We start from the raw sequence: 21,609 nt of genomic DNA, 5'->3' as shown, positions 1-21,609 counted from the left end.
ACCTGCACGCCCCTGCAATCCGCAGGGGCGTTGTTGCTGCCACGGCTTACGAGGCCGTTTCCGCCATGAGCGATGACGTCAAAGCGCCAAAAATCGAATTTCCCTGCCCGGACTACGCCATCAAGGTGATCGGCGATACGGTGGTCAACTTCAAGGACACCGTAGTCGAGATCCTGAGCAAGCACGCTAAGGTCGACATCACGACCCTGGCCGAACGCCAGAGCAGCTCCGGCAATTACACCACCGTTCAACTGCACATCGAAGCCACCAGCGAAGACCAGCTGCGCGATATCAACAGTGCCCTGCGCGCGACCGGTTTCGTGCACATGGTGCTTTGATGTCCACGATCCTCGGCTTCCGCGACCTCGGCCTGCTGCCCTATGAACCGGTGCTCGAAGCGATGCGCCGGTTCACCGACCAGCGCAAGCCCGGCGACGGCGACGAGATCTGGCTGGTGGAGCATCCACCGGTATTCACCCAGGGCCAGGCCGGCAAGGCCGAGCACCTGCTGGTACCGGGGGATATCCCGGTGGTGCAGACGGACCGCGGCGGTCAGGTGACCTATCACGGCCCTGGCCAACTGGTCGCCTACCTGCTGCTGGATGTGCGCCGGCGCGGTTTCGGCGTGCGTGACCTGGTGACGCGCATCGAGCGCTGCCTGGTCGAGTTGCTCGCCAGCTATGGCGTGGAAGCGGCGGCCAAGCCCGATGCGCCGGGTGTTTACGTCGACGGAGCGAAGATCGCCTCCCTCGGCTTGCGGATTCGCAATGGCTGTTCGTTCCATGGCCTTGCCCTCAATGTGGACATGGACCTTGCGCCATTCCGCCGAATTAACCCCTGCGGGTATGCGGGGCTGGCCATGACCCAGCTGCGCGACCAGGCAGGTCCGATCGAACTCTCCGAGGTAAGGGCAAGGCTGCGCGGACAGCTGGTCAAGCACCTCGATTATGCTGAGCAGACGACCCTTGCGGGCGGAATCGACTGAATATGACTATTGTGCAAGATCCGGTGCAAAGCACCGTGACACCGGCCCCCCGGCCGAAGGTTGAAGCGGGTGTGAAGCTGCGCGGCGCGGAAAAGGTCGCGCGTATCCCGGTCAAGATCATCCCTACCGAAGAACTGCCGAAGAAACCCGACTGGATTCGCGTGCGCATCCCGGTTTCCCCGGAAGTCGACCGGATCAAGCAACTGCTGCGCAAGCACAAGCTGCACAGCGTCTGCGAAGAGGCGTCCTGCCCGAACCTGGGCGAGTGCTTCTCCGGCGGTACCGCGACCTTCATGATCATGGGCGACATCTGCACCCGTCGCTGCCCGTTCTGCGACGTCGGCCATGGCCGACCGAAGCCTCTGGACGTCGACGAGCCGAAGAACCTGGCGATCGCCATCGCCGACCTGCGCCTGAAGTACGTGGTGATCACCTCGGTGGACCGCGACGACCTGCGTGACGGTGGCGCCCAGCACTTCGCCGACTGCATCCGCGAGATCCGCGCGCTGTCGCCGGGCGTCCAGCTGGAAACCCTGGTTCCGGATTACCGTGGCCGGATGGACGTCGCCCTGGACATCACCGCCCAGGAGCCGCCGGATGTGTTCAACCACAACCTGGAAACCGTGCCGCGCCTGTACAAGGCCGCGCGTCCGGGCTCGGACTACCAGTGGTCGCTGACCCTGCTGGAGAAGTTCAAGGAGCGCGTGCCGCACGTTCCGACCAAGTCCGGCCTGATGCTTGGCCTGGGCGAGACCGATGAAGAAGTGATCGAAGTGATGCAGCGCATGCGCGAGCACAACATCGACATGCTGACCCTCGGCCAGTACCTGCAGCCATCGCGCAGCCACTTGCCGGTGCAGCGCTTCGTCCACCCCGACACCTTCGCCTGGTTCGCCGAGGAAGGTTACCGGATGGGCTTCAAGAACGTCGCTTCCGGGCCGCTGGTGCGTTCGTCGTACCACGCCGACCAGCAGGCGCACGAGGCCAAGATCAAGCTCTGATCAGCGGCCCTGCATGAAAAAGCCCCCGCACTTGTGAAAGTGCGGGGGCTTTTTCTTTGGGGGTGTCCTGTAGGAGCTGGCTTGCCTGCGAAGGTCTTGCATCGGTGGCGCTTGGAGTAGGCCTGCTGTGCAGGCCTTCGCAGGCAAGCCAGCTCCTACAAAATCCGGTGTCAGCAATAGATCTCAGCGCTGGCGCAAGCTATCGAGCAACTTGTGCGTCGGATAGCCATCCGCCGGCCAGCCAAGCGCCTGCTGGGCATTGCGAATGGCCTTGCGGGTGTTGGCGCCGATGATGCCGTCGGCGCTGCCGGCGTCATGTCCACTGGCATTGAGCCGGTCCTGCAGCTCGATGCGCTCGCTGCGGCTCAGTGGCAGGTCGTCCTTCGGCCAGGCGCCGCGGATATAGCCATTGCCATCGAAACGCTCGCTCAACAGGCCGACCGCCAGGGCATAGGACGATGAGTTGTTGTACTTGAGAATGGCGCGGAAGTTGTCCAGCACCAGGAACGCCGGGCCACGGTAGCCGGCGGGGAGCAGCAGCGCGGCGGAGAGCTGTTCGCCACCGACGGGCAGGCGGCTGCCGGCAGGCAGTTGCAGGCCCAGGCGCAGCCACTCGGCGACGGTCTTGCGCTGCGTGCCATCGGCGATCCAGTAGTCGAAGCCGGCGGGTACGCTGACCTCGAAGCCCCACGGCTGGCCTCGCTGCCAGCCCGAGCTCTGCAGGTAGTGCGCGGTGGAGGCGAGGGCGTCGGCGGAGCTGTTCCAGATGTCGCGGCGGCCATCACCGTCGAAATCCACCGCGTGGGTATCGTAGGTGGTCGGAATGAACTGGGTCTGGCCCATGGCGCCGGCCCAGGAGCCGCGCATGGCCTCGGGCGCGATGTCGCCGTTCTGCAGGATCTTCAGGGCCGCCAGCAATTGCGCCTGGGCGAACGCCGGGCGCCGGCCTTCGTAGGCCAGGGTGGCGAGGGAGCGGATCACCGATTTGTTGCCCTGGAACTGGCCGAAGTTGCTTTCCATGCCCCACACCGACACCAGCACGTTGCGGTCGACGCCATAGCGTTGCTCGATGCGCGCCAGCAGTTCGCTGTTCTGGATCAGCAAGGCCTTGCCGTTGCGCACGCGCACCGGCGACAGTGCGCCGTCGAGGTATTCCCAGACCGGGCGGGTGAACTCGGGCTGGCTGCGGTCGGCCTTGATCACGTCCATGTCCGGGGTCATGCCGGCGAAGATGCGGTCGAACAGGCTCGGGGCTACACCCGCCTGCAAGGCCTGCTGGCGGAAACTGGCCTGCCACTCGGCGAAGGTCTGCTGTGGCTGGACTTCGATATCGGCGTTGGGCGTCGGCTGTATCACGCTCGGGGCGGCGGGCAGCGGAGCGATGGGCAGGGCGTCGGCGGCGGTCGGGTGTTCGGCGCAGGCGACGAGCAGAACGAGGCTGGAAGCAGCGGTCAGGTGGCGAAGTTGCCAGCGACGGGTAAGGCAGAGGGGCATGCACGAATCCAGGTAATACGGGTCAGGTGACGACCATACCATGCCTGTGACTTTCCTGCTTTCATGCCGCCATAAAGGACGAAGCCTCCCAATCTCTCGATTGGAAGGCTTCGCGGCGGTAGCTGCCTTTGCCTTTGCCCGGACGTTCCTGGCGGCTGCGGAACAGGGGTTGGGCGATGATGGACTTGGCCTTGTTCGGCCGGGATTTTGCCGGTTTCTTGGGCATGCCTGGAGCTCCTGGCGGGGTGGATTCGCGCGCACTATAGGACTGCCGAACCCTCCCGGCAAGACCCTTATTCGGCGGGCAATGCCAGACGCTGCCCGGCCATCAGCAGCGACAGGCGGGTCAGGCTGGTCCAGGGCGAGCCCTGGGCCTGGCCCTTGATCTGCGCGTCGATGCGCTGGGCATCGTGCAGCAGTTGGCCCCAGCGCTGTGCGGAATGGCGTTGCAGGGCCTTGCTCATCAACGGGCGGCGCTTGTCCCAGACCGGCGGCCGGGCCTGACTGAAGGCCTTCTCCAGCGGCACCCCCTGGCTGTATTGCTGCGCCAGGCCGGTGAGGACCCGCAGCTCGCGGGCCAGGGCCCAGAGAATCACCGGCGGCTCCACGCCTTCACCGCGCAGCCCTTCGAGCATGCGCAGGGCGTGGGCCGCTTCGCCGTTGAGAATGGCGTCGACCAGGCCGAAGACATCGAAGCGCGCGCTGTCGGCGACAGCGGACTGCACCGTTTCCACGGTGATGGTGTTGCCATCGGCGAGCAGCTTGAGTTTTTCGATTTCCTGAGCGGCGGCCAGCAGGTTGCCTTCGACCCGCGCGGCGATCAGCTCCACGGCGTCACGCTGCGCGGCGAGCCCGGCCTGGGCCAGGCGCTGATTGATCCACTGCGGCAGTTGTTGAGTATCGACCGGCCAGATCTGGATGAACTGGACCTGCTGGCCTTCGACCAGCGCCTTGCCCCACTTGGTTTTCTGCGCGCTGCCATCGAGCTTGGGCAGACTGATCAGCAGCAGGGTGTCGTCGGCGGGGCGCGAGCAGTACTCGATCAGCGCCGCGGCGCCCTTGTCGCCGGGTTTGCCGGAGGGCAGGCGCAGTTCAAGCACGCGCTTCTGGGCGAACAGCGAGAGGCTGGCGCCGGCCTGGAGCAGCGTGCCCCAGTCGAAGTTGGCGTCGGCGCTGAATACCTGGCGTTCGTCGAAGCCCTGCTGGCGAGCAGCCTGGCGAATGGCGTCGGCGGCTTCCTGGCACAGCAGTGGGTCGTCGCCGCTGACGACGTAGACCGGGGCGAGTGTGCCTTGCAGGTGCTTGTTGAGTTGGGCGGGGGCAAGTTTCATAAAGAGTCGGGGCGCCGAAGCGCCCCGTTCAGGCTCAGTTGGCCGGGACTTCCAGTGGCGACTGCTGAGGCTGGGCGTCCTGGGCGCGTTGCGCCGCTTTCAGGGCTTCAGCTTCGGCGCGAGCGCGTTCGTCGGCCTTGGCCTGCAGCTCGTCCAGGCGTTCCGGGGTCAGCTGTTGCAGGCGCTGGGCCATGCGCTGGACCAGGTCACGACGCATTTCGTTGCGGACCTGGGAGGCTTCCTGGGTCGATCCGGTGATGTTGTTGCCGTCGTGCACGTAGGTCTTCTGCACTTCGAGGTTGTCGCTGAGCAGCACGGTGTCGTTGTGACCCTGGATGTCATAGGACAGTCGGGTCTGCAGCTCGTATTCCACCGAACGGGCGGAGCCGGCATAGCTGGCCGCGCGCTGGGTATCGGTCTCGTTGGTCAGCACCAGCTTGTACGGCGCGCCGGCGTGTACGTTGACGCCGCTGCTTTTCAGCAGGTCGCGCAACTGGTTGACGGTGTCGCCATAGGCGTTGCGGGCGCTCAGGTCGAGTTCCTTGATCGCCAGGTCGTTGGTAGCGGTGCCACGCAGGTGAAAACCGCAGGCGCTGAGCATCACGGCCAGGCCCATCACCAGCAGATTGCGTTTGATCATCTTGTTGCTCCCTGGAAACCTTTGGGGACTTTTCTGTGCGAGCGCCCCGCGGGGCGCTCGCTCCTGTCAGTTGGCGACGATGTTGACCAGCTTGCCGGGGACCACGATGACCTTGCGAATAGTCAGGCCTTCGGTGAAGCGCAGCACGTTCTCGTTACCGCGCGCGGCCGCTTCGACGTCCTCGCGGCTGGCGCCGGCCGGCATTTCGATCTGGCCGCGCAGCTTGCCGTTGACCTGGATGACCAGTTGGATGCTGTCCTGCACCAGCGCGTTTTCGTCCACCGCTGGCCAGCCGGCGTCGATCGCCGCGCCCTGGTGACCGAGGGCTTGCCACAGCTGATGGCTGATGTGCGGGGTGATCGGCGCGAGGATCAGGGTTGCCGCTTCCAGGCCTTCCTGGATCAGGGCGCGGTCCAGTTCGGTGTCCTGCGAGGCCTTTTCCAGCACGTTCATCAGGGTCATCACCTGGGCGATGGCAGTGTTGAACTTGTGGTGCTGACCCACATCGATGCTGGCCTGGCGAATCGCCAGGTGAGTGGCGCGGCGCACGGCTTTCTGGGCGTCGTTCAGGGCGCTGAAGTCGGCCTTGGCCGGCAGGCCCTGGCCAACGTGGGCCTGGGCCAGGCGCCAGACGCGGCGCAGGAAGCGGCTCGCGCCTTCGACGCCGGAGTCGGACCATTCCAGGCTCATGTCGGGCGGCGAGGCGAACATCATGAACAGGCGGCAGGTATCGGCGCCGTAGGCATCGATCATCGCTTGCGGGTCGACGCCGTTGTTCTTCGACTTGGACATCTTCTCGGTGCCGCCGATTTCCACCGGCAGGCCGTCGGTCTTCAGGCGCGCGCCGATGATCTTGGCCTTGGCATCGCGCTCGATCTCGACGTCGGCCGGGTTGAACCAGTCCTTGCCGCCGTTGCTGGCGACACGGTAGTAGGTCTCGGCGACCACCATGCCCTGGGTCAGCAGGTTCTTGAACGGCTCGTTGGAACTGACCAGGCCTTCGTCACGCATCAGCTTGTGGAAGAAGCGCGCGTACAGCAGGTGCAGGATGGCGTGTTCGATACCGCCGATGTACTGATCGACCGGCAGCCAGTGGTTGGCCGCTTTCGGATCGACCAGGCCACCTTCGTAGTTCGGCGATGCGTAGCGGGCGAAATACCAGGACGACTCGACGAAGGTGTCCATGGTGTCGGTTTCGCGCTTGGCCGCGCTGCCGCATTTCGGGCAGGTGCATTCGTAGAATTCGGGCATGCGTGCCAGTGGCGAACCGGCGCCGTCCGGCACCACGTTCTCCGGCAGGGTGACCGGCAACTGGTCTTCCGGTACCGGCACGTCGCCGCAGGACGGGCAGTGGATGATCGGGATCGGGCAGCCCCAGTAGCGCTGACGGCTGATGCCCCAGTCGCGCAGGCGGAACTGCGTGCGGGATTTGCCCAGTTCCTTGCGGATCAGCGCGGCTTCGATGGCGTCGAAGGCGCCGGCGAAGTCCAGGCCGTCGAATTCGCCGGAGTTGATCAGCTGGCCATGCTCGCCGTAGGCAGCCTGCCACTCGCTGCCGACTTCGTCGCCGGCGCTGGTGCGGACCACGGCCTTGATCGGCAACTGGTACTTGCCGGCGAATTCGAAGTCACGCTCGTCGTGGGCCGGAACGGCCATGACCGCGCCGTCGCCGTAGTGCATCAGCACGTAGTTGGCGATCCATACCGGCAGTTTTTCGCCGGTCAGCGGGTGGCGGACCAGCAGGGAAGTGGCGACGCCTTTCTTCTCCTGGGTGGCGATGTCGGCTTCGGCGACGCTGCCGCTCTTGCACTCGTCGATGAACGCCTGCAGCGCCGGGTTGCCCTGGGCGGCGAGGGTGGCCAGAGGGTGCTCGGCGGCGACGGCGACGTAGGTCGCGCCCATCAGGGTGTCCGGACGGGTGGTGAAGACCTTCAGCGCGCCGGCCTGGCCGATGCTGGCTTCATCGTAGGGGAACTGCACTTCCATGCCGCGGGACTTGCCGATCCAGTTGCGCTGCATGGTCTTGACCTGCTCGGGCCAGCCCGGCAGCTCGTCGAGGCTTTCCAGCAGCTCATCGGCGTAGTCGGTGATCTTGAAGTAGTACATCGGGATTTCGCGCTTCTCGATCAGCGCGCCCGAACGCCAGCCGCGGCCGTCGATGACCTGCTCGTTGGCCAGTACGGTCTGGTCTGCCGGGTCCCAGTTCACAGTACCGTTCTTGCGGTAGATCACGCCTTTTTCGAACAGGCGGGTGAACAGCCACTGCTCCCAGCGGTAGTAGTCCGGCTTGCAGGTGGTGACTTCGCGGGACCAGTCGATCGCCAGGCCCAGGCTTTTCAGCTGGGCCTTCATGTAGGCGATGTTCTCGTAGGTCCACTTGGCTGGCGCGACGTTGTTCTTCATCGCGGCGTTTTCCGCCGGCATGCCGAAGGCGTCCCAGCCCATCGGCTGCAGGACGTTCTTGCCGAGCATGCGCTGGTAGCGCGCGATCACGTCGCCGATGGTGTAGTTGCGCACGTGGCCCATGTGTAGCTTGCCGCTCGGGTACGGGAACATCGACAGGCAGTAGTAGGTGTCCTTGCCTGGCTGTTCACTGACTTCAAAAGACTTGTGCTCGTCCCAGTAGGACTGGGCGGCGGCTTCGATTTCGCGGGGCTGATAGTGTTCGTGCATGGCTACTTTGCGCTGAGAAATGGGAGACCTTATCCAGGCCGGTCGGAAACCGTTTCGCCCGGCAATCCGGTGTCAAGAGTGAACGCCGTAGCATACATGAGCCCCAGCAGTCGTGGGAAACCCTGATTGCACGCCAGGCCGCGCCAGGGGCCGTTGGTCGCGGCATCCGGCCCGTTTCACGGGTGGCGCTAAGCTCAGGTGTGGGGGGAGATGAATTCTATCTTCAATGAGGTGAACGGATGGGAGAGTCGCAGCAGCATGCACCGAAACCGGAAATCTACGAACGCCTGATCGACCGTCTCGGACTGGCCCTGGATGTGGCCCGCGCCTCGGTCCGATTGCGCGACGAGATGCCTGCCGAACTGGAACTGCGCGGTCTGAGCCGGGCCGAGTTCGACGTCATCAAAGCCTACCTCGAGGCCGCTCCGGCCCGCGGGCAGTACCTTTCCGGTGTCTTGACCAAAGAGGAAACGCCAGCCCCAAGCCGGGTCATCTGGCTCAAGGACAAGGCCGATTCCGCCACAGCGCTCAAATCCAGAACGCTGCACTTCAAATAACCGTTCGGCATATCAACGGCGCAGGATGGAGTGCGCCACGCGAATTCTTTCTACTTCACGGCGCCTGGCAATTGTTGTCAGGCGCCTATTTCTCTAGGCTTCGAGCATTTTTCAGGGAGATGCCCGATGCCTCTGCGTTTCTTCATCAAACAATGGCTGATGCCGCCCGGTGTCCTGCTTCTCTTGCTCATCGCTGCCTGGTGGCTGCGCGAGTCCTGGCCGCGCACGGCGCGCCTGTGTTTTCTTGCCGGTTTGGGCGGGCTGTGGCTGATGAGTTCGCCGCTGGTGGCGCAGCATCTTGCCCAACGGATCGAAACGCTGCCGCCGCTAGGCCTGGATGAGTGGGCGGGACTGGCCCAGCGGGCCGATGCCATCGTGATTCTCGGCTCTGGCCGTGAACGCGGCGATCCCGCCTGGGGCATGCAGGACCAGCCCACCGGCGTCGCCGTGGAGCGCATGCGCTATGCCGCGCAACTGGCCAAGGCGTCCGGCTTGCCGGTGCTGACCAGCGGTGGCCTGCACTACGGCGCGCCACCCAGCGAAGCACGCTTGATGGCGGAGGTCATGCAGCGCGACTTCGGGGTTCCGGTGCGCTGGCTGGAGGAAGAGAGCCGTACCACTTGGGAAAACGCCGAGCTGAGCGCGGCGATGCTGCAGCCGCAAGGTATCAGGCGGGTCGTGGTGGTGACCCAGGCCTGGCATATGCAGCGTTCCGTCTGGAGTTTCCAGCGCGCCGGCTTCGAGGTGGTGCCGGCGCCCGTGGGGTTCCTGGGGGGGGATCACGGACGGCCGTTCGCTGGCTGGGTACCAGACAGCAAGGCGGTGTGGCAGAACGGCCAGCTCTTCAATGAAGTCGCTGGCCTGATCGGCTACCGGCTTTTCTACTGAGGCCTACACCGTTCTGGCGATACGGCTGGCCAGCAATGCCCAGCCCAGCAGCACCACGCAGAGGATGGCGAGCGGCCAGGAGCGCCATTGCAGATACGGCGTGAGCTGCTGCATCGGCACCACTTCGCCATACAGGATGGCACGCTCGAACTGCGGGATCTGCGCGGTGATGCGACCGAACGGGTCGATCAGTCCGGTCACGCCGTTGTTGGTCGCGCGAATCATCCAGCGCCCGGCTTCCAGGGCGCGCATCTGCGCCATCTGCAGGTGTTGCAGGGGGCCGATGGACTTGCCGAACCAGGTGTCGTTGCTGATGGTCAGGAGGATGTCGCTGCGCGCCGCGAGGCTCGCGGCCAGTTCCGGATAGACCACTTCGTAGCAGATGAACGGCGCCAGCTGGTAGCCCTTGGCCTGGAGCAGCGCCTGGTCGGCGGGGCCGCGAGCGAAGTCGGACATCGGCAGGTTGAAGAACTCGATCAGGCCACGCAGCAGGTCCTGCAGGGGAACGTATTCGCCGAACGGCACCAGCTTCTGTTTCAGGTAGGTGCCGTCGCCCTCGCCGATCGCGGTGATGCCGTTGAAGTAGCGACGTTGTCCGTGTTCGAACTGGCGCACCGGAACGCCGGTGATCAATGCCGCATGCCGGTCCGCGGCGAATCCGCTCATCATGTCCAGGTAGCCCTGGACCGTGTCCTTGAACACCGGCACCGCGGTTTCCGGCCAGACGATCAGGTCCACCGGCTTGCTGGTGAAGCTCATGTCGCGGTACAGCTCCAGTTGCCGGCGCAGTTCGCTCGGCTCCCACTTCAGGCTCTGCTCGATGTTGCCCTGGATCGCCGCGACCCGCAGCGGATCGCCGGACGGGGTGGTCCAGGCGTGGTCCTTGAGCGCCAGGCCGAGGGTCCAGGGACCGATCAGCAGGGCAACGCCGATGGCGAAGAAGGATTTTCGCTGGCGCAGGCGGTACAGGTTGCACAGCAGCGCGGCGCTCAGGGCCAGGGTGAAGGAGATCAGCCACATGCCGCCCAGCGGCGCGAGCCCGGCCAGGGGGCCGTCGAGCTGGCTGTAGCCGGCATACAACCAGGGGAAACCGGTCAGGAACCAGCCACGGAAGGCTTCCTGGGCCAGCCACAGCGCGGCGAAACCGAGGGCGTCGGCCAGCGGCGCTTCGTTGCGTCGCAGCCAGCGGGCCCAGAGCCAGGCCGGCAGGGCGAAGAACCAGGCGATGGCGGCGAAGAACGCCAGCATCAGCGCGCCGGCCAGCAGCGCCGAAGCGCCGCCGTAGTCGTGGATGCTGACGTAGATCCACCAGGTGCCGGCGGCGAACAGGCCGAAGCCGTAGCACCAGCCGCGACCCAGGGCCTGGCGCGGGCTCAGCTCGCGCAGGCCGAGGTAGAACAGACTCAGAGCCACCAGGGCCAGAGGCCAGATGTCGAACGGGGCCAGGGTCAGGGTGGTCAGGGCGCCGGCCGCCACGGCCAGCAGGTTACCGGGCCAGCCGGGGCGGGTGATCCAGCGCATGGTTGTCCTTAACGGGTGACGGGAGTCAGGCGCAGCAAATGTATCCGCCGGCTGTCGGCGTTGAGGATACGGAAGCGGTAAGGCCCGATTTCGGTGGTTTCGTTGCGTTTGGGCAGGTGGCCGAAAGCGCTCATGACCAGGCCGCCGACGGTGTCGAACTCGTCGTCGGAGAACTCGCTGTCGAAGAACTCGTTGAAGTTCTCGATCGGCGTCAGTGCCTTGATCAGGAAGTCACCGCTGGGCAGCGGCTTGATGTAGCTGTCTTCCTCGACGTCGTGTTCGTCCTCGATGTCGCCGACGATCTGCTCCAGCACGTCCTCGATGGTCACCAGGCCCGCCACGCCGCCGTACTCGTCGATGACGATGGCCATGTGGTTGTGGTTGGCGCGGAACTCGCGCAGCAGCACGTTGAGGCGCTTGGACTCGGGCACGAAGGTGGCCGGGCGCAGCAGGTCCTTGATGTTGAAGCTGTCGCCGTTCTCCTTGAGGATCAGCGGCAACAGGTCCTTGGCGAGCAGAACGCCGAGAACATCGTCGTGGCTTTCGCCGACCACCGGATAGCGCGAGTGCGCGGCTTCGATGATCGCCGGAAGGAATTCGCGGGGTGACTGCGAGGCCTTGATGCTGATCATCTGCGAGCGCGGCACCATGATGTCGCGGACCTGCAGGTCGGCGACCTGGATGGCACCTTCGACGATGGTCAGGGCTTCGCTGTCGAGCAGCTTGTTCTGGTGCGCTTCGCGCAGCAGCTCAAGGAGCTCCTGGCGGTTTTTCGGCTCATGGGCAAAAGCCTGGGTCAGCTTGCCCAGCCATGACTTTTGCCCGTTGCTCGATCGATCTTCGCTCATGGCGGTTACTCGTGATCCTTGCAGATATCGGTTTGAGGTGTGTCGTGTTCGTCGTCGGCGTACGGGTCCGGATGACCCAGTTCGGCAAGCAACGTTCGTTCCAGTGCTTCCATTTCCTCGGCCTCATCGTCTTCGATGTGGTCGTAGCCCAGCAGGTGCAGGCAACCATGGATGACCAGGTGTGCCCAGTGGGCCTCGAGGGATTTGCCTTGCTCGGCGGCTTCGCGCTCGACCACCGCGACGCAGATGACCAGGTCACCCAGCAGCGGGATGTCGAGCATGTCGTCGGGCACGTCGGCGGGGAAGGACAGCACGTTGGTGGCGTAGTCCTTGTGCCGGTAGGTGTGGTTCAGCTCGCGGCCTTCGGCTTCGTCCACCAGGCGGATGGTCATCTCCGAGTCGGCCGTGCGCTGGCGCAAGGCGAGCTCGCACCAGCGGCGGAACAGGGCTTCATCGGGCGCGGCCGCTTCGGTCGCGACTTGCAGGTCCAGTTCAAGCATCGCGTCGGGTGCCTTCGGCCTTGGCCTGCTCGCCATCGAAGCGCTCGTAGGCTTCGACGATGCGTTGCACCAGCGGATGGCGCACCACGTCCTTGGGCTGGAAGTGGGTGAAGCTGATGCCCGGTACGTCCTTGAGCACCTGGATGACATGGGCCAGGCCCGATTTTGTGCCTTTCGGCAGGTCGACCTGGGTGATGTCGCCGGTGATCACGGCGGTGGAACCGAAACCGATGCGGGTGAGGAACATCTTCATCTGCTCGACGGTGGTGTTCTGGCTTTCATCGAGGATGATGAAGCTGTTGTTCAGGGTACGGCCACGCATGTAGGCCAGCGGCGCGATCTCGATCACCTGGCGCTCGATCAGTTTGGCCACATGTTCGAAGCCGAGCATTTCGTACAGGGCGTCGTAGAGCGGGCGCAGGTACGGGTCGATCTTCTGCGCGAGGTCGCCGGGCAGGAAACCGAGCTTTTCGCCCGCCTCGACCGCCGGGCGCACCAGCAGGATGCGGCGCACCTGTTCGCGCTCCAGCGCATCCACCGCGCAGGCCACGGCCAGGTAGGTCTTGCCGGTACCGGCGGGGCCGATGCCGAAGTTGATGTCGTTGCCGAGGATTTCCTTGACGTAGCGCTGCTGATTGAGACCGCGCGGACGAATGGCGCCCTTGCGCGTGCGCAGCGATACGCTGACTTCGTTGTGCGCGGGGTTTTCCAGCGCTTCGACGGAGGATTCCTGGAGGTACAGATGAACTGTTTCCGGCGACAGCTCGGTGGCCTTGGTCTCGCGATAGAGACGGCGCAGCAGTTGCTCGGCGGTGGAGGTGACCCGCGGTTCGCCGATCAGCTCGAACTGGTTGCCGCGATTGCGGATTTCGATGGCCAGGCGTTGTTCGATCAGGCGCAGATGCTCGTCGAACTGACCGCACAGGTTGGCGAAGCGGTGAGCCTCGAAGGGCTCGAGAATGAAACGATGGGGTTCGATAGGTGCGTTCAAGGTTGTTTTAAGCCGCCCTTGGGCAAGAAATATGATTTCAAGGATAACGCCGACTGCGGAGCCGCGAAAGCGCTGAAACGATCAATGGATTATTGCAGCGGAAGTTGACGAAACGGTTATCTTGCCTCGACCGGGATCGTGCCGTTGGTCGATGGCCCTTGTGCTATCATTCGCGCCCTTTTTGCCAGTCATTCTGCCTGCCGACCATGTCCAAGCGCGAAGCCCCCATCTACAAAGTGATCTTCCTCAACCAGGGTCAGGTGTTCGAGATGTACGCCAAGCAGATCTACCAGAGCGATCTGTGGGGTTTTCTCGAAATCGAGGAGTTCGTCTTCGGTGAGCGCACCCAGGTGGTGGTCGATCCCAGCGAAGAGAAGCTGAAGGCGCAGTTCGAAGGGGTGACCCGCAGCTTCGTGCCGATGCACTCGATCGTGCGCATCGACGAGGTGGAGCGTCTGGGCACGCCGAAGATCAGCGATGCCAAGGGCGTCGGCAATGTCATGCCGTTCCCCATGCCGATGCCGGAAAGATAAGGCGCTTCAGGGAAGCGGCGAGAAGGGCGTGCGACCGTCGACGGTCTGCAGCTCCAGCAGGTACTTGCGGAAGATCTGCCCCAGCACCTGGGTGGCGGTCTCCAGTTCATCGCGCTGCATCTGCGCCGACACCTGGTCGGCCAGGTCCAGCGCATCCTCGGCACCGTTGACGGCGGCCATCTTCAGCACGATATACGCCTGGATATTGTTCGCCGGTACGCCTTCGCCGCGGTAGAACATGGTGCCCAGTTTGAACTGCGCATCGGCGTGGCCTTGCAGCGAAGCCTGCTCGAAATAGTTGAGTGCCTGATTGAGGTCGCGCGGGGCGCTCTTGCCTTCGTAGTAGAAGTCGCCCAGTTCGTACTGGGCCTGGGCGTCGCCGGATTGCGCGGCCTGCTTGCAGCGGCTCACGGCATCGGCGAGTTCTTCGGGGGACGTGTTGAGGGTGCAGCGGCCCGTGGTGGGGATCAGCAACGAGTTACCCCCGCCCGCCGCGATGGCCAGCAGGGGCTGAAGTAGCAACAGGCAGCCCAGGGCGAGGGCGCGGCCGGCGCGGTTCATGGTGATCGACTTACCTCTGCAAAGCTGCGGCCAATGTGTGTCTGGTGGCACATTATGGGTTAAGCAGCGCCAACCTTACAAAGTCTTTACCAGATTTTCTGCCGATGCGACGCAATTGTTGCGCAGGGTTGAGGGGGATTCCTACGATCAGGTAGGTGATCGTCCTATGGCTTGCGCGACACCTGTAGGAGCGGGCTCGCCCGCGAAAGGACCGCGCAGCGGTCCCCGAATCCTCCAGCCAACGAGATTGTCGGGAGCGCTATGCGCTCCTTTCGCGGTGGTTCGTCACACGACAAGCCACGCTCCTACGAGGGTAGTCCGCGGGCTAGCTTGCTTACTTCAGCTGGGCAAACGCGCGTTCGGCGGCGTCCAGGGTGATCTTCAGCTCGGTTTCGCCGTGAGCGATCGAGGTGAAGCCGGCCTCGAAGGCGCTCGGCGCCAGGTACACGCCGCCTTCCAGCATCAGGTGGAAGAAGCGCTTGAAGCGCTCGACATCGCTGCCCATCACATCGTCGAAGGTGACGATGTCGTCCGCGCCGGTGAAGTACAGGCCGAACATGGCACCGGCCTGGGTGGTGACGAACGGTACGCCGGCGGCATCGGCGCGCTGCTGCAGGCCGTCGAGCAGGCGGCTGGTGAAGGCGCTCAGCTCGTCGTGGAAGCCCGGGCGGCTGATCAGCTTCAGGGTGGTCAGGCCGGCGGCCATGGCCAGCGGGTTGCCGGACAGGGTGCCAGCCTGGTAGACCGGGCCCAGCGGGGCGATCTGTTCCATGATGTGACGCTTGCCGCCGAAGCAGCCCACCGGCATGCCGCCGCCGACGATCTTGCCGAAGGTCGACAGGTCCGGCGTGACACCGTAGTGGGCCTGGGCGCCACCGAGGGCAACGCGGAAACCGGTCATCACTTCGTCGAAGATCAGCACCACGCCGTGCTGGTCGCACAGGCTGCGCAGGCCCTCGAGGAAGCCCGGTGCCGGTGGCACGCAGTTCATGTTGCCGGCTACCGGCTCGACGATGATGCAGGCGACCTGCTGGCCGACCTCGGCGAGGGACTTGGCCACCGCGTCGATATCGTTGAACGGCAGGGTCAGGGTGTGTTTGGCGAAGTCGGCGGGAACGCCGGCGGAGCTCGGTACGCCCTGGGTCAGCAGGCCGGAGCCGGCCTTCACCAGCAGGCTGTCGGAGTGGCCGTGGTAGCAGCCCTCGAACTTGATGATGCTGTCGCGGCCGGTGTAGCCGCGGGCCAGGCGGATGGCGCTCATGGTCGCCTCGGTGCCGGAGCTGACCATGCGCACCATTTCCATCGATGGCACCAGCGAGCAGACCAGGTCGGCCATCTCGGTTTCCATGGCGGTCGGAGCACCGTAGGACAGGCCGTGGACCAGTTGCTTGCGCACCGCTTCCAGCACGTCCGGGTGGCCGTGGCCGAGAATCATCGGGCCCCAGGAGCCGACGTAGTCGACATAGCGCTTGTCGTCTTCGTCGGTGACGTAGGCGCCTTCGGCATGCTTGAAGAACAGCGGGGTGCCGCCGACGCTGCGGAACGCACGCACCGGCGAGTTGACGCCACCGGGGATGTGCTTCTGCGCGTTGGCGAACAGGCTTTCGGAACGGGACATGGTGGTCTCTCTCGAATCAGATACTGGAAAAGAGGGCATTGAAGGCGCGCGCGCGACGGCTGACTTCCTGGGTGCTGTCGGCACCGAACAGGCCGTGGATCACCGCCAGCAGGTCGGCGCCGTGCTCGACCAGCGGTGCGGCGTTGTCCAGGGTGATGCCGCCGATGACCGCCACCGGCAGTTTGATCCGGGCCTTGGCCCGGCGGATCAGCTCGATGTCGGCGGCGGGCGCGCCGGGTTTGGTCTGCGAGTTGAAGAAGCGACCGAAGGCGACGTAGCTGGCACCTTCGCTGGCGGCCTGTTCGGCCAGTTCCAGTTGTGCGTGGCAGGTGGAACCGATGATCGCGTCCCTGCCGAGCAGGGTGCGTGCCGGGGTCAGCGGGCCGTCGGTCTGGCCCAGGTGCACGCCGACGCCGAAGCGCGCGGCCAGTTCGGCGTCGTCGTTGATGATCAGCTGGGTCTTGTAGCGCTCGCACAGGTGCAGCAAGGCTTCGACTTCACGCAGGCGCTGTGCCTGGTTGTCGCTCTTGTCGCGGTATTGCAGCAGGGTCACGCCGCCGTCGAGGGCCGCTTCGACATAAGGAAGAAACCGCCCGGCCAGCAACTGGCTGTCGGTGATGGCATACAAACCGCGTAGCTTCATTACAGGCCTCACAGCGATCAATGTTTCAGGAGCAGAAATCCAACGGCAGGCGGCGCGGCACGAATTGGCCCTTGCCCAGTTGTTCGGCGTCGCGCAGGGTCCGCCAGGTGTAGTCGAGGGCCGAACGCACCGCGCTGTGCAGTTGCTCGCCGAGGGCCAGGCGGCCGGCCAGGGCGCTGGCCAGGGTGCAGCCGGAACCGTGGTAGCTGCCCGGCAGGCGCTGGCAGGTCCAGGTGTGACGCTGGCCGTCGCGGCTGTACAGGCGGTTGTGGATTTCCGTTTCGTCGCCGTGGCCGCCGGTGATCAGCAGGTGCTCGACGTACGGCAGGAGTTTTTCCGCGCATTCGTCGGCGCTGCCCTGCGGCAGTTCGGCGAGGATGCGCGCTTCCGGCAGGTTCGGCGTGGCGATGGTGGCCAGCGGCAGCAGGCGTTCGCGCATGGCGTAGCCGACTTCGTCCTTGCCCAGGCGCCCGCCGCCACCGGCACGCAGCACCGGATCGCAGACCAGGGGCAGGTGCGGATGGGCGCTGAGCAGCTCGACGACGGTATCGACCATCTCCAGCGAACCGAGCATGCCGAGCTTGACCGCGGCGACCTGCGAGTCGGCGAGGACGATGTTGGCCTGGGCCAGCACCCACTCGCGGTCGAGCACGCGGAAGTCTTGCACATTGACGGTATCCTGCACGGTCAGGGCGGTCACGGCCGGAGCGGCGTGGCAGCCTTGGGCGATCAGGGCTTCGATATCTGCCTGCAGGCCGGCGCCGCCACTGGGGTCGTGGCCGGAGAGACAGAGGACAACGGGGCGGGAGCTGTAGGTATTCATAGGTGCGCGAGCTTACCACCAAACGCTTTTGCCGGGTCTGCCGTTGCAAAGCGGTTTTCTGATCAGCTGGTCAGCAAATTTCTTGAAAATCGCTGTAATCACCGGGCTAGAGCCTCTGCTGCGTATTTTTGCCTGGCTGTCGATCATCCGAAAAGGCTATGCTAGCGTGCTTTGAAAATGACATCAGGCACTGACGGATTTCGTCGTCTCAAGGGACTGGAGGCACCACGACGCGACCGATCAGGCCACGCTGGGGCTGTATGCGCTATTTGCTGATCATTCTGCTGGGCTGGCTGCCCTTGCTGGCCGGAGCCGTCGACTTCGACGACTCGACCCGAAACCTGCCACTGGGCCGCGTCATGCAGGTGTTCGAAGACCCTGATGGCAGTGCCTCCATCGCCCAGGTCAGCGCACCGGACTTCGCTCGTCACTTCACTGCGCATCAGGCCGATGTGCTCAATGCCGGCTATTCGAGTTCGGTGTTCTGGCTCAAGGTCGATCTTCACTATCTGGCCATGCCCGAGGCCGCGCCACGCACCTGGTTGCTCGAACTGGCCTATCCGCCGCTGGATCATCTGGAGCTCTATCTGCCGGACGCCAGCGGCAGTTATCGACTGGTCCAGCGCACCGGCGATGCCTTGCCCTATGCCAGCCGACAGATCGAGCAGAGCAACTACGTGTTCGAGCTGCCGATGCGGCCGGACCAGGCGCTGACCGTCTATCTGCGCCTGCACAGCGCCGGCTCGGTCCAGGCCCCGCTGAGCCTGTGGTCGACCCAGGCCTACCTGGAGGCGTTGCCGGCGAAGATCTACGTGCTCGGGCTGATCTACGGCGTGCTCCTGGGCATGCTGGTGTACAACCTGTTCATCTATGTCAGCGTGCGTGACACCAGCTACCTCTGGTACATCCTCTATATCGCCTCGTTCGGGCTTTACCAACTGTCGGTGAATGGCGCCGCGGTGGCGTACTTCTGGCCGAACAGCCCGTGGTGGGCGAACGCCGCGACGCCGCTGTTCATCGGTGCCGCGGGGTTGTTCGGTTGTCAGTTCGCCCGCAGTTTCCTCGGCATGGCCCGGCTCAGCCGCGCCTTCGATCGGCTGCTGCTGATGCTGGTGGCCAGTTCGGCGCTGGTGATGGTGATGGCGCTGGCGTCCGACTATGGCCTGGCCCTGCGCCTGGCCACTGCCCTGGCGCTGGCCTTCACCCTGTGCATTTTCGCCGCCGGGCTGTTCGCCTGGTGGCGCGGGGTGCGCGTGGCGCGTTATTTCATCATCGCCTGGAGCGCCTTCCTGCTCGGAGGGCTGATCAACACCCTGATGGTCCTGGGTTATCTGCCCAACGTGTTCCTGACCATGTACGCCAGCCAGATCGGCGCGGCCCTGGAGGTCGGTCTGCTGTCCCTGGCCCTGGCCGACCGCATCAACGCCATGCGCGAGGAGCGCGCGCGGGTGCTGCGCGAAGCCGGGCAGAAGCTTGAGCTGCTGAACCACCAACTGGCCCACAGCAACCAGCTCAAGGACCAGTTCCTCGCCACCGTGACCCATGAGCTGCGCACGCCGATGAACGGCGTGATCGGCTCGCTCGAACTGATGCAGGGCTTGCCCATGGGCGCGGAGCTGAGTCAGTACCAGCACACCGCCAGCATCGCCGCGCAGAACATGATGCGCATGGTCGACGACATCCTCATCCTCAGCGAGCTGCAGGCCGGGCGTCTGGTCGCGCGGGTGGAGTCCCTCAGCCTGCGCGGGCTGGTCCAGGAGCTGCGCACGCGTTTCATCTCACCGGCCATGGACAAGGACCTGCTGCTGCACCTGGACGTCGCCGACGACCTGCCGGATCGCCTGCTGGGCGACCGTCACAAGCTGGCGCAGTGCCTCGGTTACCTGCTGGACAACGGCATCAAGTTCACCCACCGCGGTGGCGTCAGCCTGCAGGTCCGCGGTCAGGCCAGCCAGCACCTGCTGGCGCTGACCTTCACCGTGCGCGACAGCGGCATCGGCTTCGTCGAACTGGACGAAGCGCTGCTGTACCAGCGTTTCTTCCAGGTCGACGGCTCCATGAGCCGTGAATACGGTGGCCTGGGTATCGGCCTGGCAATCTGCCGCAAGCTCGCCGATCTGCTCGGCGCACAGTTGCGGCACAGCTCGGTGCCGGGGCAGGGCAGCAGTTTCGAATTGCATGTCGCGCTGCCTGTCGCGGCCGCGCTGGACGGGGGATATATCGCGCCGCGTTAGGCATTTTTGTCACTTTGTGTCCGGGGGCGGGCGTGATTCACTGGATTTTTCAGACACGTCCTATCGATCAGGAGCCCTCGGATGAACCTGCATCAGTACGCTGAAACCCACCAGGTGACCAATCAGCCGCCCGCCCTGGACGGCGCCAACCTCTACCGCCTCGACCTGCCGTTGCAGGAGTGGGGGCGTCGCTACGGGGCGGGTTGGGCGCAGGCGCGGATCGATGCGTACGGCGCCCTGGCCGGTGGGCCGCTGATGGAGGCGGGCTTCCTCGCCAATCAGAACAAGCCGCAGTTCGTCAGCCATGACCGCTACGGCCACCGTGTCGATCTGGTGGAATTCCATCCGGCGTATCACCAACTGATGCGCACGGCCATCGAGCATGGCCTGCCGTCGTTGCCCTGGCGTGAACCGCGGGACGGCGCCCATGTCGCCCGCGCCTGCATGACCTACCTGCACAGCCAGGCCGAAGCCGGCAGCGGCTGTCCGCTGACCATGACCTTCGCCGCCGTGCCGGCGCTGAAGCTGCAAGCGGAGCTGGCCGAGTACTGGCTGCCCAAGGTCCTCGCCACCGAGTACGACCCGCGCAATGTCGGCGACCGGCACAAGGCCGGCGTCACCCTCGGCATGGCCATGACCGAGAAGCAGGGCGGTACCGATGTGCGCGCCAATACCACGCGTGCTTATCCGGTGGGTGCGTCGGGGCCGGGCCAGGCCTATGAGCTGGTCGGCCACAAGTGGTTCTGTTCGGCACCGATGTGCGACGCCTTCCTGACCCTGGCGCAGACCGACAAGGGGCTGAGCTGTTTCCTGCTGCCGCGCCACCGTCCGGACGATCAGCGCAACCAGTTCTACATCCAGCGCCTGAAGAACAAACTGGGCAACTGGTCCAACGCCTCCAGCGAGGTGGAACTGCGCGGCGCCCTGGCCTGGATGATCGGCGAGGAGGGCCGCGGCGTGCCGACCATCATCGAGATGGTGGCGATGACCCGCTTCGATTGCATGGTCGGTTCCAGCGCCCTGATGCGCCAGGCCCTGACCCAGGCCGCGCACCACTGCGCCCATCGCCAGGTCGGCGGGCGGGTACTGGCCGAGCAGCCGCTGATGCAGAACGTGCTCGCCGATCTGGCTCTGGAAAGCGAAGCGGCGCTGGCCCTGAGCCTGCGCATGGGCCAGGCCCTGGATCATCTCGACGACCCGCGCCAGGCGCATTTCTCGCGGTTGGTGACGGCAGTGGGCAAGTACTGGATCTGTAAGCGCGCCCCGGCCATGATCAATGAGGCCGCCGAATGCATGGGCGGCGCTGGCTATGTCGAGGAAAGCATCCTGCCGCGCCTCTACCGCGAGGCACCGGTGAACTCCACCTGGGAAGGCTCCGGCAACGTGCAGTGCCTGGATGTGCTGCGTGCCCTGTCCAAGGAACCGGGCGTGCTCGACAGCCTGTTCGACGAGCTGGGCGATGGTCACGGCGACCGCCGTCTGGCCGCGCATATCGCCAGCCTCAAGGCTGCCTTCGCCGACACCGGCGACATCCAGTACCGCGCCCGGCAACTGACCGAGGACATCGCTGTCGGCCTGCAGGCCAAGCTGTTGCTGGAAGCCGGCAATGCCACGGTCAGCGATGCCTTCATCGGCAGTCGCCTGGGCGAGGGCGGGCGGGTCTACGGCACCTTGCCGCGCGGTGTCGATGTCGCTGCGCTGGTGCAACGGGCGACACCGGTCTGGCCGCTGTGAACGTACGTGCCTTTGCAATCGGATGTAGGCAAGA

At 64.9% G+C, this 21,609-nt stretch carries 21 protein-coding genes; 8 read left to right on the top strand and 13 right to left on the bottom strand.

All coding sequences use genetic code 11. The features are described from left to right. The first annotated feature begins 65 nt into the window (after window positions 1–65). The 3 genes from CHB99_RS11315 to lipA are packed head-to-tail and all read left to right on the top strand — an operon-like array spanning window position 66 to window position 1,986. Window positions 66–338, top strand: a complete 273-nt coding sequence (locus CHB99_RS11315; RefSeq protein WP_042123726.1) for a DUF493 domain-containing protein — start codon at window positions 66–68, stop codon at window positions 336–338. Beyond that, window positions 338–985, top strand: a complete 648-nt coding sequence (gene lipB, locus CHB99_RS11310) for a lipoyl(octanoyl) transferase LipB (protein ID WP_042123727.1) — start codon at window positions 338–340, stop codon at window positions 983–985. The genes CHB99_RS11315 and lipB overlap by 1 nt, the downstream gene beginning before the upstream one ends. Window positions 986–987: 2 nt before the next feature. After that, the gene (gene lipA / locus CHB99_RS11305) at window positions 988–1,986 is read left to right on the top strand and encodes a lipoyl synthase (protein ID WP_042123730.1); all 999 of its coding nucleotides are present in this window, start codon (window positions 988–990) and stop codon (window positions 1,984–1,986) included. Between the two features lie 183 nt (window positions 1,987–2,169). Here the strand turns inward: lipA and CHB99_RS11300 are convergent, their stop codons facing one another. From CHB99_RS11300 to leuS, 5 genes are all read right to left on the bottom strand, one after another. Beyond that, window positions 2,170–3,480, bottom strand: a complete 1,311-nt coding sequence (locus CHB99_RS11300) for a lytic murein transglycosylase (protein WP_042123732.1) — start codon at window positions 3,478–3,480, stop codon at window positions 2,170–2,172. A gap of 61 nt (window positions 3,481–3,541) precedes the next feature. Beyond that, on the bottom strand, window positions 3,542–3,706 hold the full coding sequence (gene arfA / locus CHB99_RS11295) for an alternative ribosome rescue factor ArfA (protein WP_042123734.1): 165 nt from the start codon (window positions 3,704–3,706) through the stop codon (window positions 3,542–3,544). A 67-nt stretch (window positions 3,707–3,773) separates the two neighbouring features. After that, window positions 3,774–4,811 carry a DNA polymerase III subunit delta gene (gene holA / locus CHB99_RS11290; protein WP_042123736.1) on the bottom strand — a complete coding sequence of 346 codons (1,038 nt, stop codon included), beginning with the start codon at window positions 4,809–4,811 and terminating at the stop codon, window positions 3,774–3,776. 34 nt (window positions 4,812–4,845) lie between these two features. Then, window positions 4,846–5,451 (bottom strand): LPS-assembly lipoprotein LptE, encoded by a 606-nt coding sequence (locus tag CHB99_RS11285; RefSeq protein WP_042123738.1) that lies wholly within the window; start codon window positions 5,449–5,451, stop codon window positions 4,846–4,848. Between the two features lie 66 nt (window positions 5,452–5,517). After that, window positions 5,518–8,124 (bottom strand): leucine--tRNA ligase, encoded by a 2,607-nt coding sequence (gene leuS, locus CHB99_RS11280; RefSeq protein WP_042123740.1) that lies wholly within the window; start codon window positions 8,122–8,124, stop codon window positions 5,518–5,520. A 239-nt stretch (window positions 8,125–8,363) separates the two neighbouring features. Between leuS and CHB99_RS11275 the strand changes: the two genes are divergently transcribed. Together CHB99_RS11275 and CHB99_RS11270 are read left to right on the top strand one after the other, a co-directional pair. Continuing rightward, window positions 8,364–8,681 carry a hypothetical protein gene (locus CHB99_RS11275; protein WP_042123743.1) on the top strand — a complete coding sequence of 106 codons (318 nt, stop codon included), beginning with the start codon at window positions 8,364–8,366 and terminating at the stop codon, window positions 8,679–8,681. A gap of 126 nt (window positions 8,682–8,807) precedes the next feature. Continuing rightward, a complete protein-coding gene (locus CHB99_RS11270; protein ID WP_042123745.1) occupies window positions 8,808–9,569 on the top strand; it encodes a YdcF family protein in 762 nt (253 codons plus the stop codon). A 3-nt stretch (window positions 9,570–9,572) separates the two neighbouring features. Here the strand turns inward: CHB99_RS11270 and lnt are convergent, their stop codons facing one another. The 4 genes from lnt to CHB99_RS11250 are packed head-to-tail and all read right to left on the bottom strand — an operon-like array spanning window position 9,573 to window position 13,429. Continuing rightward, complete coding sequence (lnt, locus tag CHB99_RS11265; RefSeq protein WP_042123747.1) at window positions 9,573–11,090, bottom strand: apolipoprotein N-acyltransferase; 1,518 nt, start codon at window positions 11,088–11,090, stop codon at window positions 9,573–9,575. Window positions 11,091–11,098: 8 nt separating this feature from the next. Continuing rightward, a complete protein-coding gene (locus CHB99_RS11260; RefSeq protein WP_042123748.1) occupies window positions 11,099–11,938 on the bottom strand; it encodes a CorC family transporter in 840 nt (279 codons plus the stop codon). 5 nt (window positions 11,939–11,943) lie between these two features. Beyond that, window positions 11,944–12,438: an rRNA maturation RNase YbeY gene (gene ybeY, locus CHB99_RS11255; protein WP_042123750.1), complete on the bottom strand. Its 495-nt coding sequence runs from the start codon at window positions 12,436–12,438 to the stop codon at window positions 11,944–11,946. Further along, a complete protein-coding gene (locus CHB99_RS11250) occupies window positions 12,431–13,429 on the bottom strand; it encodes a PhoH family protein (protein WP_042123752.1) in 999 nt (332 codons plus the stop codon). Before CHB99_RS11250 ends, ybeY begins: the two co-directional genes overlap by 8 nt. Before the next feature lie 206 nt (window positions 13,430–13,635). On the opposite strand from CHB99_RS11250, the gene CHB99_RS11245 reads away from it, so the two are divergent. Then, window positions 13,636–13,962, top strand: coding sequence for a DUF1820 family protein (locus CHB99_RS11245; protein WP_042123754.1), 327 nt, complete (start codon window positions 13,636–13,638; stop codon window positions 13,960–13,962). 6 nt (window positions 13,963–13,968) lie between these two features. On the opposite strand, the gene CHB99_RS11240 is transcribed toward CHB99_RS11245, so the two are convergent. The 4 genes from CHB99_RS11240 to CHB99_RS11225 all read right to left on the bottom strand — a co-directional run bounded on the left by CHB99_RS11240 (window position 13,969) and on the right by CHB99_RS11225 (window position 17,607). Beyond that, on the bottom strand, window positions 13,969–14,523 hold the full coding sequence (locus tag CHB99_RS11240; protein WP_042123758.1) for a tetratricopeptide repeat protein: 555 nt from the start codon (window positions 14,521–14,523) through the stop codon (window positions 13,969–13,971). Window positions 14,524–14,857: 334 nt separating this feature from the next. Continuing rightward, window positions 14,858–16,141 (bottom strand): glutamate-1-semialdehyde 2,1-aminomutase, encoded by a 1,284-nt coding sequence (gene hemL / locus CHB99_RS11235; RefSeq protein ID WP_042123760.1) that lies wholly within the window; start codon window positions 16,139–16,141, stop codon window positions 14,858–14,860. Window positions 16,142–16,157: 16 nt separating this feature from the next. Next, entirely contained in the window at window positions 16,158–16,784 is a 627-nt protein-coding gene (gene thiE, locus CHB99_RS11230; protein WP_042123763.1) for a thiamine phosphate synthase, read from the bottom strand. A 25-nt stretch (window positions 16,785–16,809) separates the two neighbouring features. Then, on the bottom strand, window positions 16,810–17,607 hold the full coding sequence (locus tag CHB99_RS11225; RefSeq protein WP_042123765.1) for a hydroxymethylpyrimidine/phosphomethylpyrimidine kinase: 798 nt from the start codon (window positions 17,605–17,607) through the stop codon (window positions 16,810–16,812). 260 nt (window positions 17,608–17,867) lie between these two features. Here CHB99_RS11225 and CHB99_RS11220 point away from each other — a divergent pair, with 260 nt between their 5' ends. Then, window positions 17,868–19,841: a sensor histidine kinase gene (locus CHB99_RS11220; protein ID WP_042123766.1), complete on the top strand. Its 1,974-nt coding sequence runs from the start codon at window positions 17,868–17,870 to the stop codon at window positions 19,839–19,841. An 81-nt stretch (window positions 19,842–19,922) separates the two neighbouring features. Beyond that, window positions 19,923–21,575, top strand: coding sequence for an acyl-CoA dehydrogenase family protein (locus tag CHB99_RS11215; protein WP_042123768.1), 1,653 nt, complete (start codon window positions 19,923–19,925; stop codon window positions 21,573–21,575). Window positions 21,576–21,609 lie beyond the last annotated feature (34 nt).

The sequence above is a fragment of the Pseudomonas japonica genome (genome assembly GCF_900188455.1).
Classification (GTDB): Bacteria; Pseudomonadota; Gammaproteobacteria; order Pseudomonadales; family Pseudomonadaceae; genus Aquipseudomonas; species Aquipseudomonas japonica.
This window is presented reverse-complemented; position numbering and strand designations above follow the sequence as displayed.